Annotated in this window: 27 protein-coding genes; 12 read left to right on the plus strand and 15 right to left on the minus strand. The window is 71.3% G+C overall.

What is annotated here, in order from left to right:
* Window positions 1-4 precede the first annotated feature (4 nt).
* A complete protein-coding gene (locus B9P64_RS07040) occupies window positions 5-1,483 on the minus strand; it encodes an aldehyde dehydrogenase family protein (RefSeq protein WP_085315514.1) in 1,479 nt (492 codons plus the stop codon).
* Window positions 1,484-1,744: 261 nt separating this feature from the next.
* Between B9P64_RS07040 and B9P64_RS07045 the strand changes: the two genes are divergently transcribed.
* Both B9P64_RS07045 and B9P64_RS07050 read left to right on the plus strand, forming a co-directional pair.
* Complete coding sequence (locus B9P64_RS07045; RefSeq protein WP_085315515.1) at window positions 1,745-3,541, plus strand: sigma-54-dependent Fis family transcriptional regulator; 1,797 nt, start codon at window positions 1,745-1,747, stop codon at window positions 3,539-3,541.
* Window positions 3,542-3,598: 57 nt separating this feature from the next.
* Window positions 3,599-4,045: a Fur family transcriptional regulator gene (locus tag B9P64_RS07050; protein WP_176256756.1), complete on the plus strand. Its 447-nt coding sequence runs from the start codon at window positions 3,599-3,601 to the stop codon at window positions 4,043-4,045.
* A gap of 12 nt (window positions 4,046-4,057) precedes the next feature.
* Here B9P64_RS07050 and B9P64_RS07055 read toward each other — a convergent pair whose 3' ends face one another.
* The 5 genes from B9P64_RS07055 to B9P64_RS07075 all read right to left on the minus strand — a co-directional run bounded on the left by B9P64_RS07055 (window position 4,058) and on the right by B9P64_RS07075 (window position 6,434).
* Window positions 4,058-4,726, minus strand: a complete 669-nt coding sequence (locus tag B9P64_RS07055; RefSeq protein WP_085315517.1) for a DUF1826 domain-containing protein — start codon at window positions 4,724-4,726, stop codon at window positions 4,058-4,060.
* Window positions 4,727-4,864: 138 nt separating this feature from the next.
* The gene (locus tag B9P64_RS07060; protein ID WP_085315518.1) at window positions 4,865-5,245 is read right to left on the minus strand and encodes a type II toxin-antitoxin system VapC family toxin; all 381 of its coding nucleotides are present in this window, start codon (window positions 5,243-5,245) and stop codon (window positions 4,865-4,867) included.
* Entirely contained in the window at window positions 5,242-5,442 is a 201-nt protein-coding gene (locus B9P64_RS07065) for a type II toxin-antitoxin system VapB family antitoxin (RefSeq protein ID WP_085315519.1), read from the minus strand. The genes B9P64_RS07060 and B9P64_RS07065 overlap by 4 nt, the downstream gene beginning before the upstream one ends.
* Before the next feature lie 69 nt (window positions 5,443-5,511).
* A complete protein-coding gene (locus B9P64_RS07070; protein ID WP_085315520.1) occupies window positions 5,512-5,673 on the minus strand; it encodes a DUF2256 domain-containing protein in 162 nt (53 codons plus the stop codon).
* Window positions 5,670-6,434 (minus strand): SDR family NAD(P)-dependent oxidoreductase, encoded by a 765-nt coding sequence (locus B9P64_RS07075; protein WP_139826182.1) that lies wholly within the window; start codon window positions 6,432-6,434, stop codon window positions 5,670-5,672. Before B9P64_RS07075 ends, B9P64_RS07070 begins: the two co-directional genes overlap by 4 nt.
* A 289-nt stretch (window positions 6,435-6,723) precedes the next feature.
* On the opposite strand from B9P64_RS07075, the gene B9P64_RS07080 reads away from it, so the two are divergent.
* The 8 genes from B9P64_RS07080 to B9P64_RS07115 all read left to right on the plus strand — a co-directional run bounded on the left by B9P64_RS07080 (window position 6,724) and on the right by B9P64_RS07115 (window position 15,551).
* Window positions 6,724-7,620: a glutamate/aspartate ABC transporter substrate-binding protein gene (locus tag B9P64_RS07080; protein ID WP_085315522.1), complete on the plus strand. Its 897-nt coding sequence runs from the start codon at window positions 6,724-6,726 to the stop codon at window positions 7,618-7,620.
* A gap of 71 nt (window positions 7,621-7,691) precedes the next feature.
* Entirely contained in the window at window positions 7,692-8,759 is a 1,068-nt protein-coding gene (locus B9P64_RS07085; RefSeq protein ID WP_085315523.1) for a type II asparaginase, read from the plus strand.
* A gap of 4 nt (window positions 8,760-8,763) precedes the next feature.
* The gene (locus B9P64_RS07090; protein WP_085315524.1) at window positions 8,764-9,504 is read left to right on the plus strand and encodes an amino acid ABC transporter permease; all 741 of its coding nucleotides are present in this window, start codon (window positions 8,764-8,766) and stop codon (window positions 9,502-9,504) included.
* An 11-nt stretch (window positions 9,505-9,515) separates the two neighbouring features.
* Window positions 9,516-10,199, plus strand: a complete 684-nt coding sequence (locus B9P64_RS07095) for an ABC transporter permease subunit (RefSeq protein ID WP_085315525.1) — start codon at window positions 9,516-9,518, stop codon at window positions 10,197-10,199.
* A 17-nt stretch (window positions 10,200-10,216) separates the two neighbouring features.
* The gene (locus B9P64_RS07100) at window positions 10,217-10,945 is read left to right on the plus strand and encodes an amino acid ABC transporter ATP-binding protein (RefSeq protein WP_085315991.1); all 729 of its coding nucleotides are present in this window, start codon (window positions 10,217-10,219) and stop codon (window positions 10,943-10,945) included.
* Window positions 10,946-10,953: 8 nt separating this feature from the next.
* Window positions 10,954-12,270, plus strand: coding sequence for a Glu/Leu/Phe/Val family dehydrogenase (locus B9P64_RS07105; protein ID WP_085315526.1), 1,317 nt, complete (start codon window positions 10,954-10,956; stop codon window positions 12,268-12,270).
* Window positions 12,271-12,286: 16 nt separating this feature from the next.
* Entirely contained in the window at window positions 12,287-14,215 is a 1,929-nt protein-coding gene (locus B9P64_RS07110; RefSeq protein ID WP_235839918.1) for an ATP-binding protein, read from the plus strand.
* Window positions 14,208-15,551, plus strand: a complete 1,344-nt coding sequence (locus tag B9P64_RS07115; protein ID WP_085315527.1) for a sigma-54-dependent transcriptional regulator — start codon at window positions 14,208-14,210, stop codon at window positions 15,549-15,551. Before B9P64_RS07110 ends, B9P64_RS07115 begins: the two co-directional genes overlap by 8 nt.
* A 12-nt stretch (window positions 15,552-15,563) precedes the next feature.
* Here the strand turns inward: B9P64_RS07115 and B9P64_RS07120 are convergent, their stop codons facing one another.
* Both B9P64_RS07120 and B9P64_RS07125 read right to left on the minus strand, forming a co-directional pair.
* The gene (locus tag B9P64_RS07120; RefSeq protein WP_176256757.1) at window positions 15,564-16,475 is read right to left on the minus strand and encodes an MBL fold metallo-hydrolase; all 912 of its coding nucleotides are present in this window, start codon (window positions 16,473-16,475) and stop codon (window positions 15,564-15,566) included.
* A 237-nt stretch (window positions 16,476-16,712) separates the two neighbouring features.
* A complete protein-coding gene (locus B9P64_RS07125; protein WP_085315529.1) occupies window positions 16,713-17,366 on the minus strand; it encodes a BON domain-containing protein in 654 nt (217 codons plus the stop codon).
* Between the two features lie 168 nt (window positions 17,367-17,534).
* On the opposite strand from B9P64_RS07125, the gene B9P64_RS07130 reads away from it, so the two are divergent.
* Window positions 17,535-17,822: an AtpZ/AtpI family protein gene (locus tag B9P64_RS07130; RefSeq protein ID WP_085315993.1), complete on the plus strand. Its 288-nt coding sequence runs from the start codon at window positions 17,535-17,537 to the stop codon at window positions 17,820-17,822.
* Between the two features lie 34 nt (window positions 17,823-17,856).
* Here the strand turns inward: B9P64_RS07130 and B9P64_RS07135 are convergent, their stop codons facing one another.
* The gene (locus B9P64_RS07135; RefSeq protein ID WP_176256758.1) at window positions 17,857-19,329 is read right to left on the minus strand and encodes a bifunctional enoyl-CoA hydratase/phosphate acetyltransferase; all 1,473 of its coding nucleotides are present in this window, start codon (window positions 19,327-19,329) and stop codon (window positions 17,857-17,859) included.
* A gap of 222 nt (window positions 19,330-19,551) precedes the next feature.
* Between B9P64_RS07135 and B9P64_RS07140 the strand changes: the two genes are divergently transcribed.
* Complete coding sequence (locus B9P64_RS07140) at window positions 19,552-20,280, plus strand: Crp/Fnr family transcriptional regulator (RefSeq protein WP_085315530.1); 729 nt, start codon at window positions 19,552-19,554, stop codon at window positions 20,278-20,280.
* Window positions 20,281-20,287: 7 nt separating this feature from the next.
* Here the strand turns inward: B9P64_RS07140 and B9P64_RS07145 are convergent, their stop codons facing one another.
* The 6 genes from B9P64_RS07145 to B9P64_RS07170 are packed head-to-tail and all read right to left on the minus strand — an operon-like array spanning window position 20,288 to window position 26,516.
* Window positions 20,288-22,396, minus strand: coding sequence for a methylmalonyl-CoA mutase family protein (locus tag B9P64_RS07145; RefSeq protein WP_085315531.1), 2,109 nt, complete (start codon window positions 22,394-22,396; stop codon window positions 20,288-20,290).
* The gene (locus tag B9P64_RS07150) at window positions 22,393-23,280 is read right to left on the minus strand and encodes a Pnap_2097 family protein (protein WP_085315532.1); all 888 of its coding nucleotides are present in this window, start codon (window positions 23,278-23,280) and stop codon (window positions 22,393-22,395) included. The genes B9P64_RS07145 and B9P64_RS07150 overlap by 4 nt, the downstream gene beginning before the upstream one ends.
* Entirely contained in the window at window positions 23,277-24,575 is a 1,299-nt protein-coding gene (locus B9P64_RS07155) for an MSMEG_0569 family flavin-dependent oxidoreductase (protein WP_085315533.1), read from the minus strand. Before B9P64_RS07155 ends, B9P64_RS07150 begins: the two co-directional genes overlap by 4 nt.
* A gap of 32 nt (window positions 24,576-24,607) precedes the next feature.
* On the minus strand, window positions 24,608-24,892 hold the full coding sequence (locus B9P64_RS07160; protein ID WP_085315534.1) for an MSMEG_0570 family nitrogen starvation response protein: 285 nt from the start codon (window positions 24,890-24,892) through the stop codon (window positions 24,608-24,610).
* A gap of 23 nt (window positions 24,893-24,915) precedes the next feature.
* Complete coding sequence (locus tag B9P64_RS07165) at window positions 24,916-25,920, minus strand: sll0787 family AIR synthase-like protein (RefSeq protein WP_085315535.1); 1,005 nt, start codon at window positions 25,918-25,920, stop codon at window positions 24,916-24,918.
* Window positions 25,917-26,516, minus strand: coding sequence for an MSMEG_0567/Sll0786 family nitrogen starvation N-acetyltransferase (locus tag B9P64_RS07170; RefSeq protein WP_085315536.1), 600 nt, complete (start codon window positions 26,514-26,516; stop codon window positions 25,917-25,919). Before B9P64_RS07170 ends, B9P64_RS07165 begins: the two co-directional genes overlap by 4 nt.
* Between the last annotated feature and the right edge of the window lies 1 nt (window position 26,517).

Below are 26,517 nucleotides of genomic sequence, written 5' to 3' on the forward strand. Positions count from 1 at the left end.
CCGGTCAGAACGGGAAGGCGGGCAGGGCGTCGCGCACGGTCAGCCATTGCCAGCGCGTGTACTCGTCGATGTCGGCCGGGCCGCCCACGGCGCTGCCGTTGCCGCCGATGCCGGGGCCGCCAAACGGATTGATCGCGTCGTCGTTCACGGTCTGGTCGTTGATGTGGACCATGCCGGCATTGAGCTGGCGGCCAATGGCCAGCGCCCGGCCCAGATCGCGGCCGATGACGGCGGCCGCCAGACCGCCGGCGCCGGCGTTGGCCAGCGTCACCGCCTCGGCATCGCTGGCAAAGGCGATGAGCGATGCGACCGGCCCGAACGGCTCCTCGTCGAAGGCGGCAATGCCCGGGCCGACGCCGGACAGCACGGTCGGCCGGTAGCACAGGCCCTCGTGCGTGCCACCGGCGTCGAGCCGTGCGCCCTGGGCCACCGAGTTCTTCACGATGGCGTCGAAATGCGCGAGCTGCTTCGCATCGACGATGGCGCCGAGCGCGGTGCGGCCGGTCGAGCCGTCGCCGACCGGCAGCCGTTCGGCCTTGGCCACCAGCCGGTCGCGCAGCGCGTCGGCGATGGACGCATGCACCAGCACCCGGTTGGCGGCCATGCAGATCTGGCCCTGATGGAACCAGCAGGCAAACGCCACCGCGCTGGCGGCGGCGTCGAGGTCGGCGTCTTCGAGCACGATGAGGCTGTTGGCGCCGCCGAGTTCGAGCGACAGCTTCTTGAGATGGCGCCCGCCCAGCTCGCCAATGCGCCGGCCCACGGCGGGCGAGCCGGTGAAGGCGATCATCGGCACGCGCGCATCCACGACCAGCGCTTCGCCGGCCTCGACATCGCCCGGAATCATCTGCAACAGGCCGGCGGGCAGGCCGGCGCGATGCAGCACCTCGGCCAGGATCGCGCCGCCCGAGACCGGCGTGCGCGTGTCGGGCTTGAGCACCACCGCATTGCCCAGCGCCAGCGCCGGCGCCACCGAGCGGATGCCCAGCACCAGCGGAAAGTTGAACGGCGAGATCACGCCGATCACGCCGCGCGGCACCCGCTGCGCGATCGACATGCGGCCCTGCGCGCTCGGCAGCACCTCGCCATGCCCGCGCAGCGCCAGGCCGGCGGCCACGTTGCAGAACACCGCCGCCTCGCGCACTTCATGCGCGCCCTTGGCGAGGATGCCGCCGGTCTCGCGCGCGACCGCCAGCGCGAGTTCGTCGGCATGCAGCTCGAACAGCCGGGCGGCGCGCAGCAGCACATTGGCGCGTTCGCGCGGCCCGGTGGCGGCCCAGGCGGCCTGCGCGGCGTGGGCGCGCGCGATGGCGTCACGCATGTCCTCGGCATTGGCCACGGCGCTGTCGGCCAGCGGCGCGCCGGTGGCGGGTTCGGTGACGGCGCGGCGGCCGCCACGGGCGGCAATCCACTGCGCGCCGTCGAACAGGCGGCCGCCGTGGACGGCGGGGTCCAGCAGGCAGGGAGTCTCGGCGATACCCATTCGGGGTCTCCTGATTCAGCAATTGATCGAGCCGGCTTGCGGCAGGCTCTACATCGCAATCGCTGCGCCGGAGCGCGCCGCCGGCAGCCCGGGCAAGGGCCGCCAATAGCGGCATTCCGAAGGAGGATTAAGGAGTTTCCCCAGGGCCCGGTGCGAGCGGCAGCCGGCACCGGTCGTCGGGTGCAACCCTCGACCCGGGTTGATGAATTGATGAACTCGCGCCGACACTGGCCGCCTCGGACTTCGCCATTCCATCGATCGATGACTTCAGCCGCCCCCCGCATTTCCCTTGCCGACGTATCGCGTGCCACCGGCGCGCTGATGCGGCGCGGCGAGGCCCAGCCCGCCGGCATGGCCGACCGGCCCCAGCTTTCCGACATCACCGAATGCCTGTTCTTCAGTCCCGGCGACGGCCGCATCTGGCTCAACGACCAGCGCATGGTGCTGATGCACACGGCGTCGTTCGGCGCGCTGCGGCGCGAGCTGATCGAGACGCTCGGGCTGGAGCGCGCGCGCGGCCTGCTCACGCGCACCGGCTATGCCTCGGGCACGCGCGATGCGCGGCTGGTGCGCGAGCGCTGGCCCGACTCGGATCTGGTGGCGACCTTCATGGCCGGCGTGCGGCTGCATGCGCTCGAAGGCGTGGTCAAGGTCGAGCCGGTCGAGTTCGACATCGACCCCGAGCGCGGCCACTACTACGGCGAATTCGTCTGGCACCACAGCACCGAGGACGATGCCCAGATCGAGGCCTATGGCGTGGGCACCGAGCCGGCCTGCTGGATGCAGCTCGGCTATGCGATGGGCTATGTGACGGCGGTGCTCGGCAAGCTGGTGGTGTTCCGCGAGGTCGAGTGCCGCTCGATGGGCGCGAGCCTGTGCCGCGTGATCGGCAAGGCGGCCGAGGACTGGGGCGACGTGAGCGAAGACCTGCGCTATCTCAACGCCGAGGACTTCCTGGAGACCCGCACCCACGGCAATGCGCCGCGCGCCGTGCTTGGCCCCGATGCGGTGCCGCCGACCGAAGGCGACGGCATGGTCGGCGTGTCGTCGGCCTTCAAGGCCGCCTGCCACATGCTGTCGCGGGTGGCGCCGACCCGGGCCACGGTGCTGTTCACCGGCGAATCGGGCGTGGGCAAGGAGCGCTTTGCGGCCACGCTGCATCGCATCGGGCCGCGCCGCGACCAGCCCTTCGTGGCGGTGAACTGCGCCGCCATCCCCGAGAGCCTGGCCGAGGCCGAGCTGTTTGGCGTGGAGCGTGGCGCCTACACCGGCGCCACCGCCTCGCGGCCCGGCCGCTTCGAGCGCGCCCACGGCGGCACGCTGTTCCTGGACGAAGTGGGCACGCTGAGCATGACCAGCCAGGGCAAGCTGCTGCGCGCCCTGCAGCAGGGCGAGATCGAGCGCGTGGGCGGCGTGCAAACCATTGCAGTCGATGTGCGCGTGGTGGCGGCCACCAATGTGGACCTGCGCGCCGAGGTGCAGGCCGGGCGCTTTCGCGAAGACCTGTTCTACCGGCTCGACGTGTACCCGATCCATCTGCCGCCGCTGCGCGAACGGCGCGAGGACATCCCGCTGCTGCTCAGCCACTTTCTGCATGTGTACACGCGCATGCACGGCAAGCGCCTGAACGGCTATGCGCCGCGCGCGGTGAAGATGCTTCTGGGCTACGGCTTTCCGGGCAACATCCGCGAGCTTCAGAACATGGTCGAGCGCGGCGTCATCAGCGCCGACGACGGCGGCGTGATCGAGCTGGCGCACATGCTGCGCCGCGAGCAGCTCGGCGATGCGGGGCTGCTGTCGGTCGGGCAGGGCGGCGCGCTGGCAGCCGGTGGCGATGCGGCCGCAGCGGCGGCGCCGGCGCCCGAGCCCAGCCTGTTCGACCGGCTTGCCGATGCGGCCTCGGGCAGCATCGACATCGAGGCGATGGAGCACCGGCTCATGCGCGAAGCCGTGGCGCGCGCCGACGGGAATCTGGCGGCGGCGGCGCGGCTGCTCGGGCTGACGCGGGCGCAGCTGGCGTATCGCATGCGCAGCGTGGCGGGGCGCGATGGCGCCTGAGGCGCGCGCTGCCTGCTGCGCTACGCTAGCCGGACCATGACCCGCTCACCCGCTCCCTTGCCCGCTGCCCGCGCCGACGACGACCCGGCCGAACTGCTGCGCGCCCACGGCCTGCGCGCCACGCGCGGCTCGCTCGCGGTGTTCGACTGCCTGCGCGGCAGCGATGGCGCACTCACGCCCGACGAGGTGTTCGAAGGCTGCCGCGCCAGCGGTGCCGACGGCATCGACCGCGTGACCGTCTACCGCGCGCTCGACCGGCTGGCCCAGGCTGGCCTGTGCGACAAGGTGATCGGCGCCGACCGTACCGGCCGTTATCTGGCGCGCGGCACGGCGGTCGGCCCGCTGTTCGAATGCGCGAGCTGCCATCGCATCGTGCCCATCGCCGACGACCGCGCCACCCGCAGCGCGCTGCGCCAGCTCGAACGCCAGCTTGAGCGCCAGGGCCTTCAGGCGCCCGACGCGGCGCTCATGATCCGCGGCACCTGTACCGATTGCCGCAGCTGACGCCGGCGCGGCTCAGAACACCGAATCGATCACCAGCAGCACGCGCGGTGCATCTTCGGCCGCGACCGGCGGTGAGCGATGCAGCACGCCCGGTGCGCGTCGGCCTTCGGCATCGACCCAGGCCGCGCCCTTGAGCAGGGCCACCGTGCCGCGCGCAATCTCGTGCACGCCGGCCGGATCGAGGATGACGCCCGATGTTTCGTCGTCGCTGCCCTGGGCATGCAGCGCCAGCCGGCTGCGGTCGGCGCAGCCCTCGTCGAGCCATTGCGTACCGGCGCCGCGATAGGTGCACAGCAGCCGCAGCCCCACGAAATCGGTGTGAAAGCGCGAGCACATGATGCGATGCAGGACTTCGAGCCGCAGCCGCAGGCGGCGTGCGCACACCAGCCCGGCGAACAGTGCCATCAGCGCTTCAATGTCGGCGGCGAGGGCGTCGCGGCCTTCGGCGGCGGGCAGCAGATCGGGCGGCAGCGGCTCGCCCGCGTCGAGATCGAGCGTCCAGCCACGCCGCAGCAGTCCGGCGGCGGCCGCGCGCTGGAGATAGGCGTCGATGGCCGGATCGGGCGCGCGCGGCAGGAGCGTCAGCGCGTCGGGCCCGGCGATGGCGGTGAACAGCCTGTCGGTCAGGCCATGCAGCGGCGGTGCGGCTGCGGCGACGGCTGCGGAAGGGATGGCGTGCATGCGGGCTGGGGCCGGCAGGCGCCGGCGCTAATGCAAACGGGTTGCACTTTACGTTAATGCAAACGGTTTGCAAATGCGGCGGCTTGGTCAGTCGCCTCGGCTCACGCGCGTGGCGGTATGCCGGTGGATGAGCTGTGGCTAATGCGCCAGCACGTCGAACCTCACCCCGAAGCGCGACGCCAGCCCTGCCAGCCGTCGGTCGAGCGTCCAAAGCTCGGCGCCGGGCGTGATGAGCGTCGACGCCAGCAGCGTGAGATCGACCAGCCCGCAGCCCAGGCCGTAAAGCTGCTCGCGCTCGACGAAGGCGATGACCTCGCCAAGGCTGGCTTGCTGCGCCTGCCGGAGATCGCCGAGATCGGCGAGCGTCTGCACGCGGCGCGGCGGCGTGCCGCAGGCGAGTTCGCCGAGCACCATCGGATGGATCAGCAGCGCATCGCGTTCGAGCAGATCGGCGAGTGCGCTGCTGGCGCGCCGGAAGTGGTCGACCCAGACCGAGGTGTCGACGAGCACGCGCTTCATTCGTCGTCGCCGCGCTGGCGCGGGATGTCCGGCATCTCGGCTGCGCTGCCGCCGAGGGCGGACAGGCGTCGGGCGGCCTGCACGCGAACGAAGGTCTTGACGGCTTCGCGGAACAGATCGGCCTTGTCCATGTCGGGGTCGGCCACTTCGAGTGCCCGCTCGTAAAGGGCGTCGTCGATGGTCACAGTGGTTCTCATGCGGGCTCCGTGCATCAAAGGTGGTGCGACTGTGCATCCATTTTGACGCTTCCGCGCCGATTGCTCCAGTCAACCGCCACGCCGCTTCCGGCAAGCCTCCGAGCAAACCTTCACCGCCTCCCAATTCCTAGCCCAGGCCTTGCGCCAAACCATCGCCCGCCCGCACACCGCGCAAGGCTTGCTCGGCAAGGCCTGCTTGTTGCCCCTGAACCCGCGCTTCGCCTCGCTCACGCCTTCGGCAGCGGATGCAGGCTGCCTTGCCCGCCGCTCACCTGCAGCACCTGTCCGGTGATGTGCGCCGCCGCGTCGCTGAGCAAGAAGCCGATGGTCGCCGCCACCTCGCCCGGCTCGCCGATGCGCCCGCTCGGGATCAGCGCCGCGCTGCGCGCCTCGGCTGCGGGCGTGGCAATGAAGCGCTGCGTCAGCGTCGACCGCGTGAGCCCGGGCGCGACCACGTTCACGCGCACGCCCTTGTCGGCATAGCTGGCGGCGGTGCCGAGCGCCAGCGCCGCGACCGCCGCCTTGGCCGCGCCGATGGCCTCGTGATTGGCGAAGCCGCCGTGCGCCACCACCGAGCTGACCAGCACCGCCGCAAGCGGATGCGGCGCCTTGATCGCGCCCGTCACGCAAAGCTTGAGCACGGTGAAGGCCGTGGTGGCGTTGATCTCGAACTGCTCGCGCCAGTCGGCCTCCTGCGTCAGATGCAGCGGCCGCACTACCGTCGAGCCGACGCAATGCGCAAGCCGATTCACCGGCCGGCCGGCGGCGAGGGCAGCGGCCAGCGCGGCTTGCAGCGCCGGCACCGCAGCCGCCGAATCGCGCAGATCGAGCGCCAGCGTGGTGACCGACGCTGCCGATCCGAGCTGCGCGGTCAGCGCATCGAGCCGGCCGGCGTCGCGCGCGACCAGCAGCAGCGGCGTGCCTGTTGCCGCGAGTTGCGCCGCAAGCGCGCTGCCGATGGCGCCCGTGGCGCCGGTGATGAGGGTGGTCATGTCTGGGTCCTGAAAGAGGCGGGCGGCGACATGACCGGTTGCGGCGCCGGCGAGTTCCCGCGCGGCGCCGTCGTGGCGAACGGAAATCCGTCCGGCCATCCGGCGCCGGCTCCGGGAATCCGTTCATGCGCGGCCGGGCGGAACTAAAAAACCCAATCGAATCAACGGACTGGTGCCGTCGGTAAACCGTCGCGCCCCTGGAACGCCGCCTGCTAAACATTCCCCCGACGCCGGACGCTCCGGCGCAGCAGCCCGCAGCCATTCAGCAGTCCACCAAGGAAAGCCCTCGATGCATCCGATCTTCCGCTCGCTCGTCCTCGCGCTCGGTCTCGTCGCCGCCGGCAGCGCCGCCGCGCAAGACGTGCCACCCACGCTCAAGCGCATTGCCGACACCGGCACCATCAGCCTCGGTCACCGCGAATCGTCGATCCCGTTCTCGTACTACGACGACAACCAGCAGGTCATCGGCTATTCGCAGGAGCTGATGCTGAAGGTGGCCGACGCGGTCAAGGCTGAGCTCAAGCTGCCGGCGCTCAACATCAAGCTGGTGCCGGTCACGTCGCAGAACCGCATTCCGCTCGTGCAGAACGGCACGGTCGACCTCGAATGCGGCTCGACTTCCAACACGGTCGAGCGCGCGCGGCAGGTGAGCTTTTCGAACAGCATCTTTGTCGTCGGCACGCGGCTGATGACGAAGAAGACCTCGGGCGTGAACGACTTTGCCGACCTGGCCGGCAAGAACGTGGTCGTCACCGCCGGCACCACCTCCGAGCGGCTGCTGCGCCGCTACAACGAGGAAAAGGGCCTGAAGATGAACATCATTTCGGCCAAGGATCACGGCGAATCCTTCCTCACGCTCGAAACCGGCCGCGCCGTGGCTTTCATGATGGACGACGCGCTGCTCTACGGTGAGCGCGCCAAGGCCAAGCGCCCCGACGACTGGACCGTGGTCGGCACGCCGATGTCGCAGGAGGCCTACGGCTGCATGCTGCGCAAGGATGACGCCGGCTTCAAGAAGGTCGTCGATGCCGCCATCGCCAAGCTCATGACCTCGGGCGAAGCCGCCAAGGTCTACGACAAGTGGTTCAACAAGCCGATCCCGCCCAAGGGCCTGAACCTGGCCTGGCCGGCGTCGGACGGCGTGCTCAGCCTGTTCAAGAACCCCAACGACAAGCCGCTCGAATAAGCCGTCGCAGCACCGCGCGCCGGCTGCCACCCGAGCCGGCGCGACTTCCTTCATCCATCAGGAGTCACGCCATGTACCAACGTCTTGCCCGCGCCTGGGCCTTCTGCGTTCTTGTGCTTGCCTGTTGCGCGGTCGCGCAGGCGCGCGATCTGCCGCAAATCGTCATCGTCGCCACCGGCGGCACCATCGCCGGAGCCGGCGCCTCGGCCGTCAACAGCGCGAGCTATCAGGCCGCCAAGGTGCCGGTCGACAAGCTGCTTGCGAGCGTCCCGGAAATCTCGACCATCGCCCGCGTGCGCGGCGAGCAGGCGTTCCAGATCGCCTCGGAAAGCTTCACCAACGAGCATCTGCTCACGCTTGCACGCAAGGTGGCGGAACTGGCCGCGCGCGGCGACGTGGACGGCATCGTCGTGACCCACGGCACCGACACGCTCGAAGAAACCGCCTTCTTCCTCAACCTGACGGTGCACACCGCCAAGCCCATCGTGGTGGTCGGCTCGATGCGCCCGGGCACGGCGCTGTCGGCCGACGGCGCGCTCAACCTGTACGACGCGGTGGCGGTGGCCGGCGAGCCGACGGCGCGCGCCAAGGGCGTGCTGGTGGTGATGGACGACTGCATCTGGTCGGGCCGCGACGTGGCCAAGACCATCAACATCCGCACCGATGCCTTCCAGAGCCCCTGGGGCCCGCTCGGCATGATCGTCGAGGGCAAGAGCTACTGGTTCCGCGCGCCGGTCAAGCGCCACACCACCGAGTCGGAGTTCGACATCGCGCGCATCGTCACGCTGCCGCGCGTCGACATCGGCTATGGCAGCGGCAATGCCAATGGCGATGCGTTCAAGGCCTTTGCTGCGGCGGGCGCCAAGGCGGTCGTGAATGCCGGTACCGGCAACGGCTCGGTGTCGGCCGATGTGGTGCCGGTGCTCCAGCAGCTCACTTCGCAGGGCGTGACCGTGGTGCGCTCGTCGCGCGTGGTTGGCGGCGGCTTTGTCATTCGCAATGCCGAGCAGCCCGACGACAAGTACGGCTGGGTCGCGGCGCATGACCTCAATCCGCAGAAGGCCCGCATCCTGACCATGCTCGGCCTCACGGTCACGAGCGATCCGGTTCAGCTCCAGCGCATGTTCTGGGAGTACTGATCCCATGGCCTACCAATGGAACTGGGGCGTCTTCGCGCTCGAGTCCGCCACCGGCGACGGCAGCAGCTACGGCGGCTGGCTCGTCGGTGGGCTGGAGACGACGCTGGTGCTGTCGCTCGCGGCCTGGACGCTGGCGCTGCTGCTGGGCACCGCGGCCGGCGTGCTGCGCACCCTGCCGCAGCCCTGGGCGCGGCGCATCGGCACGGCGTATGTCGAGCTGTTCCGCAACGTGCCGCTGCTGGTGCAGCTGTTCATCTGGTACTTCGTGCTGCCCGAGCTGCTGCCCGAGTCCATGGGCGATGCTCTCAAGCAGACCTCGCCGCTGACGCAGCAGTTTCTGGCGGCTTTCCTGTGCCTGGGCTTTTTCACCAGCGCCCGCGTCTGCGAGCAGGTGCGCGCCGGCATCGAAAGCCTGCCGCGCGGCCAGCGCAATGCCGGGCTGGCGATGGGCTTCACGCTCGGCCAGACCTATCGCCATGTGCTGCTGCCGGTGGCCTTCCGGGTGGTGATTCCGCCGCTCACGTCGGAGTTCCTCAACATCTTCAAGAACTCGGCCGTGTGCTCGACCATCGGCCTGCTGGAGCTGACCGCGCAAGGGCGGCAACTGGTCGACTACACCTCGCAGCCCTATGAATCCTTCATCGCGGTCACGCTGGCCTATCTGGCCATCAACGTCACGGTGATGGCGGCGATGCGCTGGGTCGAGTCGCGCAGCCGCATTCCCGGCCTCGCCGGCCAGCGCTGAAGGAGACCGTCATGGCTTACGAATACGACTGGTCTTCCATCCCCGGCGCGCTGCCGCTGCTGGCTTCGGGCCTCAAGGTGTCGCTCGAGATCACGGCGGTGGCGGTGGTGGTCGGCATTGCCTGGGGCACCGTGCTGGCGATGGCGCGGCTGTCCAACTCGGCGCTGCTGCGCTGGCTGGCCACCGGCTACGTGAATCTGTTCCGCGCCATCCCGCTGGTGATGGTGCTGCTGTGGTTCTTCCTGGTGGTGCCGCAGCTGCTGGGCGCGCTGTTCAACCTCGATTCGCGCACCGACATCCGGCTGGTATCGGCGCTGGTCGGCTTTGCGCTGTTCGAGTCGGCCTATTACGCCGAGATCATCCGCGCCGGCATCCAGAGCGTGCCGCGCGGCCAGACGATGGCGGCCAGCGCCCTCGGCATGACGCGCGGCCAGACGATGCGGCTGGTGGTGCTGCCGCAGGCCTTCCGCAACATGCTGCCGCTGCTGCTCACCCAGGCCATCGTGCTGTTCCAGGACACCTCGCTCGTCTACGTGTCGGCGCTCGCCGACTTCTTTGGCACCGCCTACAAGGTCGGCGACCGCGATGGCCGCATCGTCGAGCTGCTGCTGTTTGCCGGTGTCGTGTATTTCGTCCTGTGCTTCGGGCTGTCGCGCGCGGTGCAGGGCTTCCAGCGTCGTCTCGTCAAGGCCTGAACCCCATGAGCAAAACCATGATCGAGATCGACAAGGTCTCCAAGCACTACGGCAGCTTCCAGGTACTCACCGACTGCAGCACCTCCATCGCCAAGGGCGAGGTGGTGGTGGTCTGCGGGCCGAGCGGCTCGGGCAAGTCGACGCTCATCAAGTGCGTCAATGCGCTGGAGCCGTTCCAGGCCGGCAGCATCAGCGTGGACGGCGTGGCGGTCGGCGACAGCAAGACCGATCTGCCCAAACTGCGCAGCCGCGTCGGCATGGTGTTCCAGCACTTCGAGCTGTTCCCGCATCTGAGCATCATCGACAACCTCAAGATCGCGCAGATCAAGGTGCTGGGCCGCGACAAGGACGAGGCCCACGACAAGGGCATGAAGCTGCTCGACCGCGTGGGCCTCAAGGCGCATGCGCTCAAGCATCCGGGCCAGCTCTCGGGCGGCCAGCAGCAGCGCGTGGCGATCGCCCGCGCGCTGAGCATGGACCCGATCGTCATGCTGTTCGACGAGCCCACCTCGGCGCTCGACCCCGAAATGGTCGGCGAAGTGCTCGACGTGATGGTCGAGCTGGCGAAGGAGGGCATGACGATGATGTGCGTGACCCATGAGATGGGCTTTGCCCGCAAGGTCGCCGACCGCGTGGTGTTCATGGACGCCGGCCGCATCGTCGAGGACGACGCGAAAGACGCCTTCTTCGACCGGCCGCGTTCCGAGCGCGCCCAGTCCTTCCTGGCCAAGATTCTTCAGCACTGAGGCAAGCCATGACCGATCAAGCAAGCACCGCCGCCACGCGCGCCGAAACCGCGCGCCTGCCGTCCTATCTCGACGCCGCCAACCCCGGCCCCTGGGGCATGTTTCTGGAGCAGCTCGACCGCGTCGAGCCGCATCTGGGGCCGCTCGCGCGTTGGATGGACACGATGCGCCGGCCCAAGCGCGCCCTCATCGTCGATGTGCCCATCGAGATGGACGACGGCCGCATCGTCCACTTCGAGGGCTATCGCGTGCAGCACAACCTGTCGCGCGGCCCGGGCAAGGGCGGCGTGCGTTTTCATCCGGGCGTGACCCTGCCCGAGGTGATGGCGCTGGCCGGCTGGATGACGGTGAAGAACGCCGCCGTCAACCTGCCCTACGGCGGCGCCAAGGGCGGCATCCGCGTCGATCCCAAGCTGCTGACGCCCGGCGAGCTGGAGCGCATGACGCGCCGCTACACCAGCGAGATCGGTCTGGTCATCGGGCCTGACCGCGACATCCCCGCGCCCGACGTCAACACCGGCGAGCAGACCATGGCCTGGATGATGGACACCTACTCCATCAACCAGGGCTCGACCCAGCCCGGCGTGGTCACCGGCAAGCCGGTGAGCCTGGGCGGCAGCCTGGGCCGGCGCGACGCGACCGGGCGTGGCTGCTATGTGGTCGCGCGCGAGGCCATGCGCCGCATCGGCCTGCCGATGGAAGGCGCGCGCATCGCCATCCAGGGCTTTGGCAATGTGGGCAATGCGGCGGCGCGGGTGTTTGCGGCCGCTGGCGCCAAGGTGGTCGCGGTGCTCGACGTGGGCGGCGGCATCCATTGCGAAGCCGGCATCGATCCGCAGGCGCTGGTCGAGCATTTGCAGGGCAAGCGCGAGCCGATCACCAGCTTCCCGGGCGTCGAGCCCATCACCGCCGACGAGTTCTGGGCCACCGATTGCGAGGTGCTGCTGCCGGCCGCGCTCGAAGGCCAGATCACCGCCGCCAACGCCGGCCTCATCCGCGCCAAGTTGGTGGTGGAGGGCGCCAACGGCCCGACCACGCCGGCGGCCGAAGATATGCTGCATTCGCGCGGCTGCCTGGTGCTGCCCGACGTGCTCGCCAATGCCGGCGGCGTGACCGTGAGCTATTTCGAATGGGTGCAGAACGCATCGAGTTTTTTCTGGACCGAGGACGACATCAATGCGCGGCTCGACCGCGTGCTGTCCGAGGCCTTCGCGGCGATCTGGGCCATCGGCCAGGAGCGCGGCATCAACCTGCGCACGGCGGCCTTCGTCACGGCATGCACGCGGGTCTTGCAAGCCCGTGCATTGCGCGGCCTCTACCCGTGATGCCAGGCGGCCCGCGTTGAGTCCGCAGCTGCCGCCGCCCGAGCGCCCGCCGTTCTCATGGCGCAATGTGCGGCGCCGCCTGCCCCGGCTGGCGGTGGCCTTCGCCTGCGCGGCGCTGCTGGCCGGCGCAGGCCGGCTCGGCGAGCGGCTCAGCGAGCGCGAGGCGCTGCGTGCCTCGCGCATCGATGCCGATCACCGGCTCGATCTGTTCGCGGCGGCGGTCAGCGCCGAGATCGGCCGCTTCCAGCATGTGCCGGCAACCATCCAGCTCAACCGCGATGTGCTGGCGCTGCTGCGCGAGCCCGGCTCGGCCGAGCGCGCCGACACCGTCAACGACTATCTGCGCCGGCTCAACGCGCATGTGGGCGGCATCGCCATCTATGTGATGAACGAGCGCGGCGTGGTGCTCGCGTCCAGCAACTCCGACGCCGGCGACGACAGTCTGGTCGGCGCCGAGCTGGCATTCAGGCCCTACTTTGTTGAGGCGCTGTCGGGCCGCGTCGGCCGGCATTTCGCCATTGGCGAGCGCAACGGCCAGCCCGGCTATTACGTCTCGCATCCGGTGCGCGACGGCGCGCGCGTGGTCGGCGTGGCGGCCATCAAGATCGGCCTGCGCTCCATCGAGGACGCCTGGCCGATGCTCGGCGCGCCGGCCCTGATCGCCGACGGCAACGAGGTGGTGATCCTGTCGTCCCAGCCCGAATGGCGCTACACCGCGCTGACCACGCTCGACATCGAGCGCCGGGTCGACATGCAGATCAACCGGCTCTACGGCGAGCGCCGCATCGGCAGCTTTCCGATTGGCGCGCGGCTGGTGGTCGATGCCGACAGCGAGCGCATCGACGAGCTGCTGCCCAACGGCGGCCGGGCGCTGCCGCGTGCCAGCGACGGCCTGCTGGTGCTGGGCCGCCGGCTCGACGGCATGGACTGGCGGCTGCTGTCCTTCACCGATCTGCGCGGGCTGCGCGGTCAGGCGCTGGTGGATGGCGTGCTGGCGGCGGTGGCGGCCGGCTTCGTGCTGCTGCTCGGGCTGATCGTGGTGCAGCGGCGCCGCATCCTCAAGCAGCGGCTGGAAGCGCGGCTGCTGCTGGAGCGCGCCAATGCCGAGCTGGAGCAGAAGGTGGCGAGCCGCACGCGCGAACTCACCGCCGCCAACGACCGCCTGCGCCACGAGGTGGCCGAGCGCATCGCGGCCGAGAACACGCTGCGCGCCGCGCAGGACGAGCTGGTGCAGGCGGCCAAGCTGGCGGTGCTGGGGCAGCTGGCCACCGGCATCACGCATGAGCTGACCCAGCCGCTCGCGGCCATCCGCACGCTGTCGGGCAATGCGGCCGAGTTTCTGCGCCGGGGCAATGGCGAGGCCACCGCCGGCAATCTCGAAATCATCGCCCGCATGGTCGAGCAGATGGGCAGCATCATCCAGCCGCTCAAGTCCTTCGCGCGCAAGTCCGAGGCGCGGCCGGCGGCGGTGGATCTGGCGCATGCGGTCGGCAATGCGCTGTTCATCCTCGATGCGCGGCTGCGCGAGCAGCGGGTGGAAGTGCTGAACCGCGTGCCCAAGGGCGAATGCTTTGCCTGGGCCGACCAGAACCGCATGGAGCAGGTGCTGGTGAACCTGATCGCCAATGCCGCCGACGCGATGCATGAGGTGGCCGCGCCGCGCATCGTCATCGAGGCCGGGCAGGGCGCTGACGCGACCGCGCCGCATGTCTTCGTGAGCGTGACCGATACCGGCGCCGGCCTCGCGCCCGCCGTGCTCGGCCGGCTGTTCGAACCCTTCTTCACCACCAAGCCGGTCGGCGCGGGGCTGGGCCTGGGCCTGGCCATTTCGCGCGACATCGCCCGCGAGGCCGGCGGCGAGCTTGTCGCCGACAATGCGCCGGCGGGCGGTGCCCGCTTCACGCTCGTTCTGCCCCTGCCGCCGGAGACCCTGCCCGATGCCTGAACCCCTCAGCGTGCTGATCGTCGAGGACGATCCCAATGTCCGCCTTGGCTGCGTGCAGGCGATGCAGCTCGGCGGCATTCCGGTCGCCGCCGTCGGCAGCGCCGAAGACGCGCTCAAGCGGCTGGCGCCCGGCTTTGCCGGCGTGGTCGTGACCGACATGCGCCTGCCCGGCGCCGACGGCATGGCGCTGCTGCGGCGCGCGCGCGAGATCGATGCCGAGCTGCCCGTGATCATCATCACCGGCCACGGCGATGTGACGCTGGCGGTCGAAGCGATGCGTGCCGGCGCCTACGACTTCATCCAGAAGCCGTTCGCGCCCGAGCTGCTGGTGGATGTGGTGCGGCGTGCCATCGACAAGCGCCGGCTGGTGCTGGAGGTGCTCGATCTGCGCCGCCGGCTGTCGCAGCACGAGGGCATCGAGGGCAAGCTCATCGGCCGCTCGCCGCAGATGGAGCAGGTGCGCGAGCTGATATTGCAGGTGGCCGATTCGCCGGTGGACGTGCTGGTGCGTGGCGAGACCGGCACCGGCAAGGAGCTGGTGGCGCAGGCGCTGCACGAGCGCTCGCGCCGGCGCGACAAGCCGTTTGTGGCGCTCAATTGCGGCGGCATGCCCGACAACCTGCTCGACAGCGAACTGTTCGGTCACGAGGCCGGCGCCTTCACCGGCGCGAGCAAGCGGCGCATCGGCAAGATCGAGTACGCCGAGGGCGGCACGCTCTTCCTCGACGAGGTGGAAAGCATGCCGATGGCGATGCAGATCAAGCTGCTGCGCGTGTTGCAGGAGCGGACCATCGAACGGCTGGGCTCGAACCGCCCGCTGCCGGTGGACTGCCGCGTGGTCGCCGCGAGCAAGGACGATCTGCTCGAAAAATCGCGCGACGGCAGCTTTCGGGCCGACCTGTACTACCGGCTGAATGTGGTGGTCATCGAGCTGCCGGCGCTGCGCGAGCGGCGCGACGACATCCCGCTGCTGGTCGAGCATTTCGCGCTCGCGGCGGCGCGGCGCTACGACCGGCCGCAGCCCGACATCTCGCCCGACCAGATGCGCCGGCTGATGGCGCACGACTGGCCCGGCAATGTGCGCGAGCTGCGCCATGTGGCCGACTGCCTTGCGCTCGGCATCCGCAAGGACATGCTCGGCGGCAGCGCCGCGCCCGAGGATGCCGGCCTGTCGCTGGCCGAGTCGGTCGAGAATTTCGAGCGCAGCCTCATCAGCGCCGAGCTGCGGCGCCAGGGCGGCAGCGTGGCGCGCTGCGCCGAGGCGCTGCGCATGGCCAAGACCACGCTGCACGACAAGATCCGCAAGTACGGCTTGCAGGACCTCACCGCGCGCTGACGCGGCCCGGGCTCAGTGGCCGGCCTTCAGCTCGGCATAAAGCCACTTGATGAAGCGCTCCGACGTCTGCGCCGATTGCGCCACCTGGGCGTCAAAGTCGGCGGTCGGGCGCGCGGCGATCACTTCTTCCACCGTCTTGCCCTGGGCCACCAGCGGCGCCACCTTGTCGCGCACCGCCAGCAGCAGATCGCGCTGGGCGATCAGGCCGGCGCGGTCGGTGATCGGGCCGTGGCCGGGGATGATCCTGGTGGCCGGGCCGGCGCGGCCGATGGTCGCGCCCAGGCCGTCGAGCAGGCCGCGCAGGCTGCCGCCATTGTTCAGATCGACCACCGGATAACCCACGGTGCGGAAGTAGTCGCCGACCGCCAGCACATCGTGATTTGCGAACTGCACCAGCGTGTCGCCGTCGGTATGGGCGCTGCGTACCGGCAGCAGCCGCACATCCTCGCCGTTGAGATGCAGCGTGACCGGGCCGTCATAGGTGATGGCCGGCAGCGCCTGGGCCGGCGCCGGCTTGCCCGGCGTGCCATCGGCGGCCGGGTTGGGGTGCGCCAGCCGCTCGCGCAGCTGGTCGCGGCTCAGCAGCGTGGCGCCGAGCTTGGCGAAGTTCTCGTTGCCGCCGGTGTGGTCGCCATGCACATGGGTGTTGACGAGGAAGCGGATCGGCTTGTCGGACAGCCGGCGGATCGCGGCGACCAGCTTGTCGGTCAGCGGCGCGAACTGCGAATCGACCAGCAGCACGCCGTCCGGGCCGGTCAGCACGCTGATCGCGCCACCCTGGCCTTCGAGCACATAAAAGTCGTCGGCGAGTTTGGTGGTCTTGATTTCCACCTTGCTGAAATCGGGCGCCTGCTGGGCGCTGGCGCTGCCGGCAACCAGGGCTACGGCAAGCGCGATGCGGCGCAGTGCGAGGGCGGGCTTCATGGGATGGCGGTCCTTGTTGTGCATTGGGGGCTGGCAAGTAGCAGCCCCCATGCCCAGCAAAAACGCCAGATCGCGCGGCGCCGAACGGCAGCCAGGGCGATTTGAAACAGCGGCTGGCAACAAGCCAGCAGGCGCGCGGCGACGGCTGCGCGGATTGCAACGGTCGGGTGGCGACGGGCGGCGGCCAGTCCTGATCCGAGAAGCCTGGACCCGCCGCCGCGCATCGCCGTAAAGCTGTCAGTCGGCCAGCGTCATCTCGTCGACGACCCTGGTCACGCCGGCGCTGCCCCAGGCCGAGCGGATCGCCAGCTCGCGCTCGGTCCAGTTGCCGACCTTGCCGCTGAGCGTGACCTTGGCGTTGTCCACGCTCACCTCGATGCCCCTGGAATCGGCCGAGGCCTGGCGCTTGAGCGCCGCCTCGATCTCGGCCTTGACCGCCGCCGACGAGGCGCGCGGCTTGATGGAAATCTGGTCGCTCACGCCGATCACGCCGGCCAGATGGCGCAGACCGTCGGCGGCAGCGAGCTTCTGGTATTGCCAGTCCACATCGCCGAGCAGCGTGATCCAGCCGTTCTCGACCATCACCCGCACCGAGTCGGGCCGCAGCGCGGTCATCCACTCCAGCACGTTCTCGGCCGAGCGCGCGATGTCGGCATCGCTGCGTTCGCCGAACTGGCTGAGCCGCACCTTCAGCTCAATGGCAAGCCCATGCACGCCGGCCACGCGCTGGGCCGCGCGCTCGGCTTCCCACTTTTCGGCATAGCTGCTCACTTCGCCCGACAGCGTGACGACGCCGTTCTTGACCGCCACGCCGACCTGGGCCGACTCGACCGCCGGCTCCCAGCGCAGTTCGGCCATCACATCCTGTTGAAGCTGGCTATCGGTCTTCATGGTGTTTCCCTGTGCGAGTTGAGCGCCGAGCTTGCGGCCGGCCGGCGCGGCGGTCTGTGCGCCAGCGCGCTGTGGCCGGGCCGCCGTGCGCTCGCGTACAGACGCGCGCCGCGACTGCGGCTAACAAGGCGGCTTCGGGCGCGCTGGCGCCTGCCAGCGGAGTCGGCCATGCGCATCGCCCCATCGATTGCCCGAGTGCTGCGGCCGCCGGCGGCCGGCGCCGGCGCGCGCTGGATCGCGCTCGGCATGGCCGGGCTGGCGGTCTGGTCGGTGGCGATGCCGACGCTGCTCGGCGCGGCGCTCGGGCTGTGGCTCGACGAGAGCTGGCCGCGCACGCATTCCTGGACGCTGCTGCTGCTGCTGGCGGGACTGGCGCTTGGCGCGCTCAACGCCTGGCACTGGCGGCTGTGCCAGCGCCGCGCGATGCACGCCGGCCCGCCGCGCGACGACGACTGAGGCAATGCCGCCGCCGGCGCGGCGGCGGGCGCATTCATGCCGCCACGGCTGCGCGCGCCGCCGGCAGCGGCAGGGGCAGCTGCACCGCCAGCGCCGGATCGCCGCCGGCCCGCACCATCAGCTGGGCCAGCGCACACGAGGCGATGGCGCCGACGCCGGTCGCATCGGCCAGCGTCAGGATGACCGGCACGCTGGCGCCGAGCACCAGCCCGGCCACCTGGGCGTCGGCCAGGCAGCGCAGCTGGCCGGTGAGCAGACGGGCCGATTCGAGGTCGGGCGCGATCAGCACATCGGCGGCGCCGGCCACGCGCGCAGCGCTGCCGTCGGCCGGCGTGGCGCTGCCCGCAATCGCCTGCTCGAAGCTGAGCGGGCCGTCGACCAGCGCGCCGGCGATCTGGCCGCGCTCGGCCATCTTGCACAGCGCGGCGGCGTCGAGCGTGGAGCGCATGGCGGCATTGACCGCGCCGCTGCCGGCCAGCACCGCCACCTTGGGCGTGACGATGCCGATCGCATGCGCGAGGTCGATGGCGTTGCGCAGGATGTCGCGCTTGATGTCGATGCCGGGGCGCGGGTTGACCATGCCGTCGGCCATCAGCAGCGGCTTGCTGTAGGCCGGCACGTCGAGCACGAAGGCATGGCTCAGATGGCGGTCGGTGCCCAGGCCCAGCGCCGGATCGGCGATGGCGGCCAGCAGCTCGGCCGCGTCGAGGCTGCCCTGCATCAGTGCCTGCACCTCGCCGGCGCGCGCCATGGCCACGGCCCGGGCGGCGGCCGCATGGCTGTGCGCCGCATCGACGATGCGGTGCTCGCCGAGGTCGATGGCGCCGTCCTGCGCCAGCGCCCGGATGCGCGCGGCCGGCCCGACCAGCACCGGCTCGATCAGCCCGAGCGCGGCGGCTTCCATCGCATCGCGCAGCGCATCGGCCGAGCAGGGATGGACCACCGCCACCGCGATGGCCGGCTGCTGGGCACTGCGCGCCAGCAGGCGGCGATAGCTCAGGCCGCGCCGGGTCAGGCTCACTTCCATCGGCTGCACGCGGGCGCGGCTGATCCTTTCGGTCGGCGCCAGCACCAGCGCGCTGCCGGTAATCACGTCGATGCCGTGCTGGTTGGTGCAGCGGCAGTCGAGCGTGAGCTGATGGTTCTTCTGGTCGCGCGCGGTCACGGCAATGCGTACATCGAGCGTGTCGCCGACATGCACCGGCCGCTCGAAGCGCAGCGTCTGGCCCAGATAGATGCTGCCGGGGCCGGGGAACTCGGTGCCGATCACGGTCGAGATCAGCGCCGCGCCCCACATGCCGTGGGCAATGATTCCGTGGAACTGGCTGCTGGCGGCGTATTCGGGATCGACATGCGCCGGGTTCACGTCGCCCGACATGGCGGCGAACAGCTGGATGTCCTCGGCCCTGAGCGTGCGCAGCAGGTGGGCGCCGTCGCCAATGCGGATGTCGGCGAACACATGGTTCTCGATCAGGTCGGGCAGCGGGGTGGCGATGGACTCATGCATGGGGCGACCTTGTGCGGCGCGCGTTCGGCGAACGCGACCCGACCATCATCCCGAGCCGGCGCCGGCCTCACCGTGCGCCAGCGCACCGAGGCCGGGCCGACAAGGCAAGCCGGCGCCGTCTGTACGGTAACGAACCTACCGGGCCGCAGGCAGCCTCTAACATCGCGCCGCAAATCACTCATTCGGCAATCGCCCGGGGCGGGGATTGCCCAGGAGGCAGCGATGACCCACCCGACCCAACCGACCCGGCCGCGCGACAACCGCCTGCTGGCCGCCTTGCCCGATGCCGCCTTCGAGCGCTGGCTGCCGGCGCTGGAGCCGGTCGACATGCCGCTCGGCCAGGTGCTGTGCGAGTCGGGCAGCCAGCTCAGCCATGTGTATTTCCCGACCACCGCCATCGTCTCGCTGCTCTATGTGCTGGAGGACGGCGCCTCGGCCGAGATCGCCGTGGTCGGCAACGAGGGACTGGTCGGCATCTCGCTGTTCATGGGTGGCGAATCGACGCCGAGCCGCGCCGTGGTGCAGAGCGCCGGGCGCGGCTACCGGCTGCGCGCCGCCGCGCTGAAGGACGAGTTCAACCGCGCCGGCCCGGTGCTGCATCTGCTGCTGCGCTACACCCAGGCGCTCATCACCCAGATGTCGCAGACGGCGGTCTGCAACCGGCACCACTCGCTCGACCAGCAGCTGTGCCGCTGGCTGCTGCTGAGCCTGGACCGGCTGACCGAGGGCGATCTGGTGATGACCCAGGAACTGATCGCCAACATGCTCGGCGTGCGCCGCGAGGGCGTGACCGAGGCCGCCGGCCAATTGCAGAAGGCCGGGCTGATTCGCTATTCGCGCGGCCGCATCTCGGTGCTCGACCGTGCCGGGCTGGAGCACCGCACCTGCGAGTGCTATGCCGTGGTCAAGCGCGAGTACGACCGGCTGCTGCCGGCCCGGATGGCGGTGTAGCCGGGCGTCAGCCGGCGCTGCGGGTGGCGGCCGGCCGGTCGGCCCGGCGGCCGCACAGCGCGACCAGCGCCGGCACGATTTCATGCATGGCGCTGCCCGGCCCGAACACCGCGGCCACGCCGAGCGCGCGCAGCCGCGCCGCATCGGGCGCCGGAACGATGCCGCCGGCCACCAGCGGCAGCCCGGCCGGCAGCAGCGCCAGCAGCGCGCCGATGAGCGCCTCGTGCGCCCCGGCCATTGAGGACACGCCGGCCAGATCCACCTGCCGCTCGCGCACGAAGCGGGCGGCCTCGGCGGGGCTGGCGAACAGCGGACCGCAGGCCACTTCCATGCCGGCGGCGGTCAGCGCCGAGGCGAGCGCGAGCAGGCCGCGGTCATGGCCGTCCTGCCCGAGCTTGAGCAGCGCGATGCGCGGCGCGCGGCCGTGGCGCGCGGTCCAGGCGGCGACGCTGGCGCAGGCGGCGTTCCAGTCGGCATCGGCCGCGCGCGCCTCGGCATAGTCGTGCGGGATGGGCGGCGGCGCGGGCCGGTGGCGCGGCCAGCAGGCTTCGAGCGCGGCGGTGCATTCGCCGACGGTGGCGCCGGCGCGCATCGCGGCGAGGGTCGCGGCGAGCAGGTTGCCGCCGTCGCGCGCGGCGGTGGCGAGGGCGGCGAGCGTGTCGGCCTGGCGTGCCGGATCGCGCGCGAGGCGCAGCCGGGCCAGGTCGCGGGCGCGGCGTCGCGCGAGGCCGGCGGCGTCGAAGGCGCGCGGCGCGGGCGGGCCGTCGGCCTCGGCCGGGTCGCGTGCCTCGTCGCCGGCGCTGCCGACGATGACCCGCTCGCCGCTGTCGAGCGCGGCCTGGGTCGCGGCGGCGCTTGCGCGGATGCGCGCGGCGATGCGGCCGTCGAGCGTTGCGGCCAGCACGCCGCCGTCGGCCTCGATCGCTTCCATCTCGGCCCAGGCGCGCTCGGCCAGATCGGCGGTCAGGCGCTCGATCAGATAGGAGCCGGCCCAGGGATCGGCCACGTCGCACAGGCCGGTTTCGAGCTGGAGGATGCGCTGGGTGTCGCGCGCGAGCCGGGCCGCCGCGTCGGTCGGCAGGCAGAGCGCCTCGTCCCAGGCGTTGGTGTGCAGCGATTGCGTGCCGCCGAAGATCGCGGCCATCGCCTCGATGGTGGTGCGCACGAGGTTGTTGCTCGGCGTCTGCGCGGCGAGCGACCAGCCGCTGGTCTGGCAGTGCATGCGCAAGGCGCGCGCCGCCGGATCGCGCCCGCCCTCGCTCTCGACGAGACGCGACCACACGAGGCGCGCCGCGCGCAGCTTGGCGACCTCGACATGGAAGTCCATGCCGACGCCAAAGAAGAAGCTGAGCCGGCGGCAGAAGCCGTCGACCGCATGGCCGCGCGCGCGCAGTCCGCGCAGGTACTCGCGCGCATTGGCGAAGCTGAGCGCGAGTTCGGTGACCGCGTCGGCGCCGGCTTCCTGGAAGTGGTAGCCGCTGATCGACATCGCGTTGAAGCGCGGCGCATGCGCATGCAGCCACTCGACCACGTCGAGCGCGATGCGCAGCGACGGCCCGGGCGCGAACACATAGGCATTGCGCGCCTGGAACTCCTTGAGGATGTCGTTCTGGATCGTGCCGCTGAGCGCGGCCGGCGCCACGCCCTGGCGCTCGGCGGCGAGGATGAAGGCCGCCAGCACCGGCAGCACCGCGCCGCTCATCGTCATCGACACCGAGACGCGGTCGAGCGCGATGCCGTCGAACAGCCGCGCCATGTCGTCGACGCAGGACAGCGACACGCCGGCGCGGCCGACCTCGGCGACGGCGCGCGGATCGTCGGCGTCGAAGCCGCGATGCGTTGGCAGATCGAACGCGACCGACAGACCCTGGGCGCCCTCGGCCAGCGCGCGGTGGAAGAAGGCGTTGCTGTCCTCGGCATCGGAGAAGCCCGCGTACTGGCGGATGGTCCAGGGCCGCTGCGTGTACATGCCGGCATGCGGCCCACGCAGGAAGGGCGGCGCGCCGGGCAGGCTGTGCAGATGCGGCAGGCCGGCGATGTCGGCCGGCGTGTAGACGGGCTTGAGGTCGAGGCCGGCGCGGCGGCGCGGGCGACCGGGGCGGGCGGCACGGATCATGGCTGGCGGTCGTGGCGGTCGTCGTGGCCATCGTGGCGGGCGGCGGGGCAGCCGGGTGGGCGCGGCGGCGCGCGCCGCGTGATGGCGCGCGCGAGCAGCCGGCCGTCGCCGGCGCGCAGTTCGCAGGCATGGCCGGCGCCGGGGCCGTCGCGGTGCTGGCCGACCAGCGCGATGCGCAGCGTCTCGCCGGCGTTGAGATTGCCGAGGAAGGCGATCTCGCGCCCGGCGGTGGTGACGCCGACCGGCTCGCGCCACCAGGCCCAGGCGGCGCGGTCGAGCAGCGCGGCAAAGCTCGCGAAGTAGAGGAATTCGGCGCCGTTGAAATCGTTGCGCGGGCAGGGCGCGAACTCGAACTCGCGCGGCGTGGCGGGCACGACCAGGCCTTCGGCGCCGAGGTCGAAGCCATCGCGCAGCGCGCGCAGCCGGGCGGCGAGCGGCGCGTCCTCCCGGGCGTCGGCGAGCGCCGCGTCGGCCGGCACGCTGACGCGCGCGACGCTGCGGTTGTCGCCGTCGCTCGCGCGCCGCACGAAGGTCGAGAGCAGCGCCAGCCGGCCGACAGCGCGGCCGGCGACCGACAGCGCATGCAGGCTCAGATGGCGCGCCGGCCCCAGGCGCAGCAGTCGGGTGTCGATGCTCAGGCGGTCGTGCTCGCGCACCGCATCGAGCCGCGCGCCGGTCAGCGCCAGCCCGAGGAAGGCCGCATAGGCGGTGCGGCCCGTGTCATCCGTGAACACCGGATCGGCCAGCCCGAGCCGCGCCGCGAGCGCGCACCAGTGGCGGTCGCCGCATTCGCGCAGCAGCCAGTGCTCGGACAGGCCGGCATGCGCGAGCTGGGGCATGCCGATGCGGACCGGGTCCGCCGGCCGGGTCGGGCCGTCGCTCATGCGGCGAGCGCCACGTCGGCGGCCGGCGCATGCGACGCGACGGCGCTGGCGGCCAGGCGTTCGGCGATGCGCTCGGCCAGATGGCCGGCATCGCGCGCAATGCCCGAGAACCGGCCCGAGCCCCAGGTGTGCAGCCAGGGCAGGCCGAGGAAGTAGAGCCCCGGCTGCGGCGTCACGCCGCGCCGGTGCGCCGGATAGCCGCGCCCGTTGAACACCGGCGCGTCGATCCAGCCATAGCCGGCGCTGAAGCCGATCGACCACACGACCGACGCGATGCCGGCGGCGCCGAGGTCGAGCGATTCGCGCTCGGCGGGCGGCGTCCAGACCGGCGCGTACACGCTCGGCGGCTCGGCGGTCGCGATGCCCTGCTGCGCGATCCAGCCGTCGATGCTGGCGTTGATGCGGTTGTAGACCGCGTCGGCGCCGTCGAGATTGGCCGCCAGCGTCGGCGCGAAGCGCATCACGCCGTCGGCATAGCCGGTGGCCGGGCCGAACAGCTCCATGCCTTCGCGCGCGAACTGGCGCAGGTCGATGTCGCGCCCGCCGTCGCGGCCGGTGACGTAATGGTTGGTGTTGTCGCGCACGCCCTCGCGCAGCGGATGCTGCTCGACCGGCATGTCGTAGTAGCCCATGTCGGCGAGCCAGTCGACCACGTCCTTGCCGCGATAGAAGCGCGCGCAGCGCGGCGCGTCGCCGGTGGCGAGGAAGACCTTGCGCCCGGCCAGATGCAGGTCCTCGGCGATCTGCGCGCCCGACTGGCCCGAGCCCACGACCAGCACCGCGCCCTCGGGCAGCTGGCCGGCGTTGCGGTACTGCGCCGAATGCAGCTGGACCACGTCGGCCGGCAGCCGCTCGGCATAGCGCGGGATCACCGGCGTCTGGTAGCCGCCGCTGGCCACCACCACCTCGTCGGCGGTCCAGCTGCCGGCGCTGGTCGCGACCTCGAAGCCGCCTTCGCGGCGCACCGTCAGCCGCTCGACCGCGACGCCCTCGCGCAGCGGCGCCGCCACCTTGCGCGCGAAGCGTTCGAGGTAGTCGAGGATCTCGGTCTTGTTCATGAAGCCGTGCGGCGTGTCGCCGTCATACGGATGGCCGGGCAGCGCGCACTGCCAGTTGGGCGTGACCAGCGTGAAGTTGTCCCAGCGCTGCTCGCGCCAGTTGTGCATCGCGCTGTCGCGTTCGAGCACCAGATGCGCGATGCCGGCCTGCTGGAGATGCCAGCTCATCGACAGGCCGGCCTGGCCGCCGCCGATGACGAGAACGGGAATGTGGCCCTGGGTGGGGTTGGTTTGCATGGTCGGACTCCGTGATGTGCGGTGATGGGCGGTCAGGCGAGGTCGAGCACCTCGACCACCGCGTCGGGCTGGTCGGCAAAGCGCGCGGCTTCGCGTTCGAGGACTTCGAGCTGGTCGGCGGCGCTGGAACAGGCGTAGCCGTAGACCTCGCGCACCCGCTCCGAGGCGCGCGGATAGGCCTCGCGCGCCAGCGCCATGAACTGCGCGAGCGGATAGCGCGTGTGCGGCGCGAGGTAGTGCCGGATGACGGTGGACGGTGAATGGCAGCGGGCGACGCTGCCGTCGGGCCAGCGCAGCTGGTAGTGGACGGAGGGCATGGATCGGGCCTCGGAAAGCGGGATCAGGCGGCTTGCGCCGGGCGGATGAAGGGCCGGGCGCGCCAGTCCCAGAACGGCGCGCTCGCGCCGGTGCCGGCGGCTTCGAGCACGAGTTGCGAGCCGTCGGTGACGCGGCCGACCGGCGCGGCGACCAGGTCGCGCGCGGTGAAGCGCGCGACGACGGCGGCCACGTCGGCTGGCGCGACCGCGAGCAGATAGCCGTAGCTCGGGAAGGCCGTGAGCCAGCGTTCGAGATCGGCGCCGGGCGGGCGCGGAATCGCGTCGAGGTCGAGCGCGAGGCCGACGCGCGAGCACTCGGCCAGCATCAGCGCGGTGCCGACGATGCCGGCCATGCTGATGTCCTTGGCGGCGCGGCTCAGGCCCGCTTCGGCGATTTCCGGCAGCAGCGCGAGGTCGCCGCGCAGGCGTTCGCCGGGCGCCTCGGTCGCGGCGTTCCAGTAGGGCCAGGGCTCGACCCAGGCGCCGCGCAGGTCGGCGGCCATCACGAGCACGTCGCCGGGGCGCGCGTCGAAGCTGGTGAGCAGCCGGCGCGCGCGGCCGACGATGGCGACCGCGAGCTGGTCGCGCGCGGCGCGGTAGTTGCTGTGGCCGCCGGCAATCGGCACGCCAAGCGCTTCGGCGGCGGCCGTCATGCCGGCGATGATCTCGGCGCCGTGGGCGGCGCTGCGGGCCCAGAGCGCATCGGCCACCGCGAGCGGCCGGCCGCCCATCGCGGCCACGTCGCTCACGTTGACGAGCACGCCGCAGAAGCCCGCAAACCACGGCATCGCCTCGACCAGTTCCTCGACCAGGCCTTCCATCGCGAACAGCAGCCAGCCGTCGCCGGCCGGATCGCGCAGCGCGGCGCAGTCGTCGCCGAGGCCGTTGGCGTCGTCGGCGGGCCGGCCGGGGCGGCGTTCGAGCTCGCCGGCGGCGGCCGCGATGTCGGTCTTGTGCAGCATGCCGCGGCTTGCGCGCAGGCGGTCTGCAAGGGCTTGCAGCGCGGCGGTGTCGAGCGGCGGGTTCATCGTCCACCGCCCGGCCGCACGACGAAGCCGGCCTCGGGATCGGGATGCGGCGGGTAGACGCCGAGGTCGGCGCGCATGCGGCAGTGCGGCCGGCCGTGCAGCGTCTCGCGGTCGAGCGTGGTCCAGCCCAGGCGCCGGAACAGCGGCTCGTTCTGCGCCTGCACCTGGGCCAGGAATTCATCGCAGCCGCGCGCATGGGCGGTGGTGACCGCGAGCCGGATCAGCGTCGCGCCGAGCTTGCCGTGGCGGCGCCAGTCGGCCGCGACCGCAAGCCGCGAGCCCCACCAGCGCCGTGGCGCCGCGCGATGGATGCGCACCGTGCCGACCACCTGCTGCGGCTCGCCGGCCAGGCAGGCGGTCGCGACGATGAGCTCGGCATGGTCGTCGATCGCGTCGCGGTCGTCGCCCGCGAACAGGCCCTGCTCGGCGCAGAACACCGCGCGCCGCAGCGCATGCGCGCTGTCGCGTTCCCACGGCAGCGTGGCGAGCTTGATGCGGAACTCGGCCGGCGACCAGTCGAGCGGCAGCTCGCAATACGGCGCCGGCGGCGCGGCCGTGTCGAGCCGGCGCGCGAGGTCGAAATGCAGGCGCGCCATC

Origin of the sequence: Derxia lacustris, assembly GCF_002105195.1 — a bacterium.
Classification (GTDB): Bacteria; Pseudomonadota; Gammaproteobacteria; order Burkholderiales; family Burkholderiaceae_E; genus Derxia; species Derxia lacustris.

Excerpts from the sequence above, each read along its gene's own strand:
- B9P64_RS07040 (WP_085315514.1), bottom strand. The coding sequence starts at position 1,483 with ATGGGTATCGCCGAGACTCCCTGCCTGCTGGACCCCGCCGTCCACGGC.
- B9P64_RS07045 (WP_085315515.1), top strand. The coding sequence starts at position 1,745 with ATGACTTCAGCCGCCCCCCGCATTTCCCTTGCCGACGTATCGCGTGCC.
- B9P64_RS07055 (WP_085315517.1), bottom strand. The coding sequence starts at position 4,726 with ATGCACGCCATCCCTTCCGCAGCCGTCGCCGCAGCCGCACCGCCGCTG.
- B9P64_RS07060 (WP_085315518.1), bottom strand. The coding sequence starts at position 5,245 with ATGAAGCGCGTGCTCGTCGACACCTCGGTCTGGGTCGACCACTTCCGG.
- B9P64_RS07065 (WP_085315519.1), bottom strand. The coding sequence starts at position 5,442 with ATGAGAACCACTGTGACCATCGACGACGCCCTTTACGAGCGGGCACTC.
- B9P64_RS07075 (WP_139826182.1), bottom strand. The coding sequence starts at position 6,434 with ATGACCACCCTCATCACCGGCGCCACGGGCGCCATCGGCAGCGCGCTT.
- B9P64_RS07080 (WP_085315522.1), top strand. The coding sequence starts at position 6,724 with ATGCATCCGATCTTCCGCTCGCTCGTCCTCGCGCTCGGTCTCGTCGCC.
- B9P64_RS07085 (WP_085315523.1), top strand. The coding sequence starts at position 7,692 with ATGTACCAACGTCTTGCCCGCGCCTGGGCCTTCTGCGTTCTTGTGCTT.
- B9P64_RS07090 (WP_085315524.1), top strand. The coding sequence starts at position 8,764 with ATGGCCTACCAATGGAACTGGGGCGTCTTCGCGCTCGAGTCCGCCACC.
- B9P64_RS07095 (WP_085315525.1), top strand. The coding sequence starts at position 9,516 with ATGGCTTACGAATACGACTGGTCTTCCATCCCCGGCGCGCTGCCGCTG.
- B9P64_RS07100 (WP_085315991.1), top strand. The coding sequence starts at position 10,217 with ATGATCGAGATCGACAAGGTCTCCAAGCACTACGGCAGCTTCCAGGTA.
- B9P64_RS07105 (WP_085315526.1), top strand. The coding sequence starts at position 10,954 with ATGACCGATCAAGCAAGCACCGCCGCCACGCGCGCCGAAACCGCGCGC.
- B9P64_RS07115 (WP_085315527.1), top strand. The coding sequence starts at position 14,208 with ATGCCTGAACCCCTCAGCGTGCTGATCGTCGAGGACGATCCCAATGTC.
- B9P64_RS07120 (WP_176256757.1), bottom strand. The coding sequence starts at position 16,475 with ATGAAGCCCGCCCTCGCACTGCGCCGCATCGCGCTTGCCGTAGCCCTG.
- B9P64_RS07125 (WP_085315529.1), bottom strand. The coding sequence starts at position 17,366 with ATGAAGACCGATAGCCAGCTTCAACAGGATGTGATGGCCGAACTGCGC.
- B9P64_RS07130 (WP_085315993.1), top strand. The coding sequence starts at position 17,535 with ATGCGCATCGCCCCATCGATTGCCCGAGTGCTGCGGCCGCCGGCGGCC.
- B9P64_RS07135 (WP_176256758.1), bottom strand. The coding sequence starts at position 19,329 with ATGCATGAGTCCATCGCCACCCCGCTGCCCGACCTGATCGAGAACCAT.
- B9P64_RS07140 (WP_085315530.1), top strand. The coding sequence starts at position 19,552 with ATGACCCACCCGACCCAACCGACCCGGCCGCGCGACAACCGCCTGCTG.
- B9P64_RS07145 (WP_085315531.1), bottom strand. The coding sequence starts at position 22,396 with ATGATCCGTGCCGCCCGCCCCGGTCGCCCGCGCCGCCGCGCCGGCCTC.
- B9P64_RS07150 (WP_085315532.1), bottom strand. The coding sequence starts at position 23,280 with ATGAGCGACGGCCCGACCCGGCCGGCGGACCCGGTCCGCATCGGCATG.
- B9P64_RS07155 (WP_085315533.1), bottom strand. The coding sequence starts at position 24,575 with ATGCAAACCAACCCCACCCAGGGCCACATTCCCGTTCTCGTCATCGGC.
- B9P64_RS07160 (WP_085315534.1), bottom strand. The coding sequence starts at position 24,892 with ATGCCCTCCGTCCACTACCAGCTGCGCTGGCCCGACGGCAGCGTCGCC.
- B9P64_RS07165 (WP_085315535.1), bottom strand. The coding sequence starts at position 25,920 with ATGAACCCGCCGCTCGACACCGCCGCGCTGCAAGCCCTTGCAGACCGC.
- B9P64_RS07170 (WP_085315536.1), bottom strand. The coding sequence starts at position 26,516 with ATGGCGCGCCTGCATTTCGACCTCGCGCGCCGGCTCGACACGGCCGCG.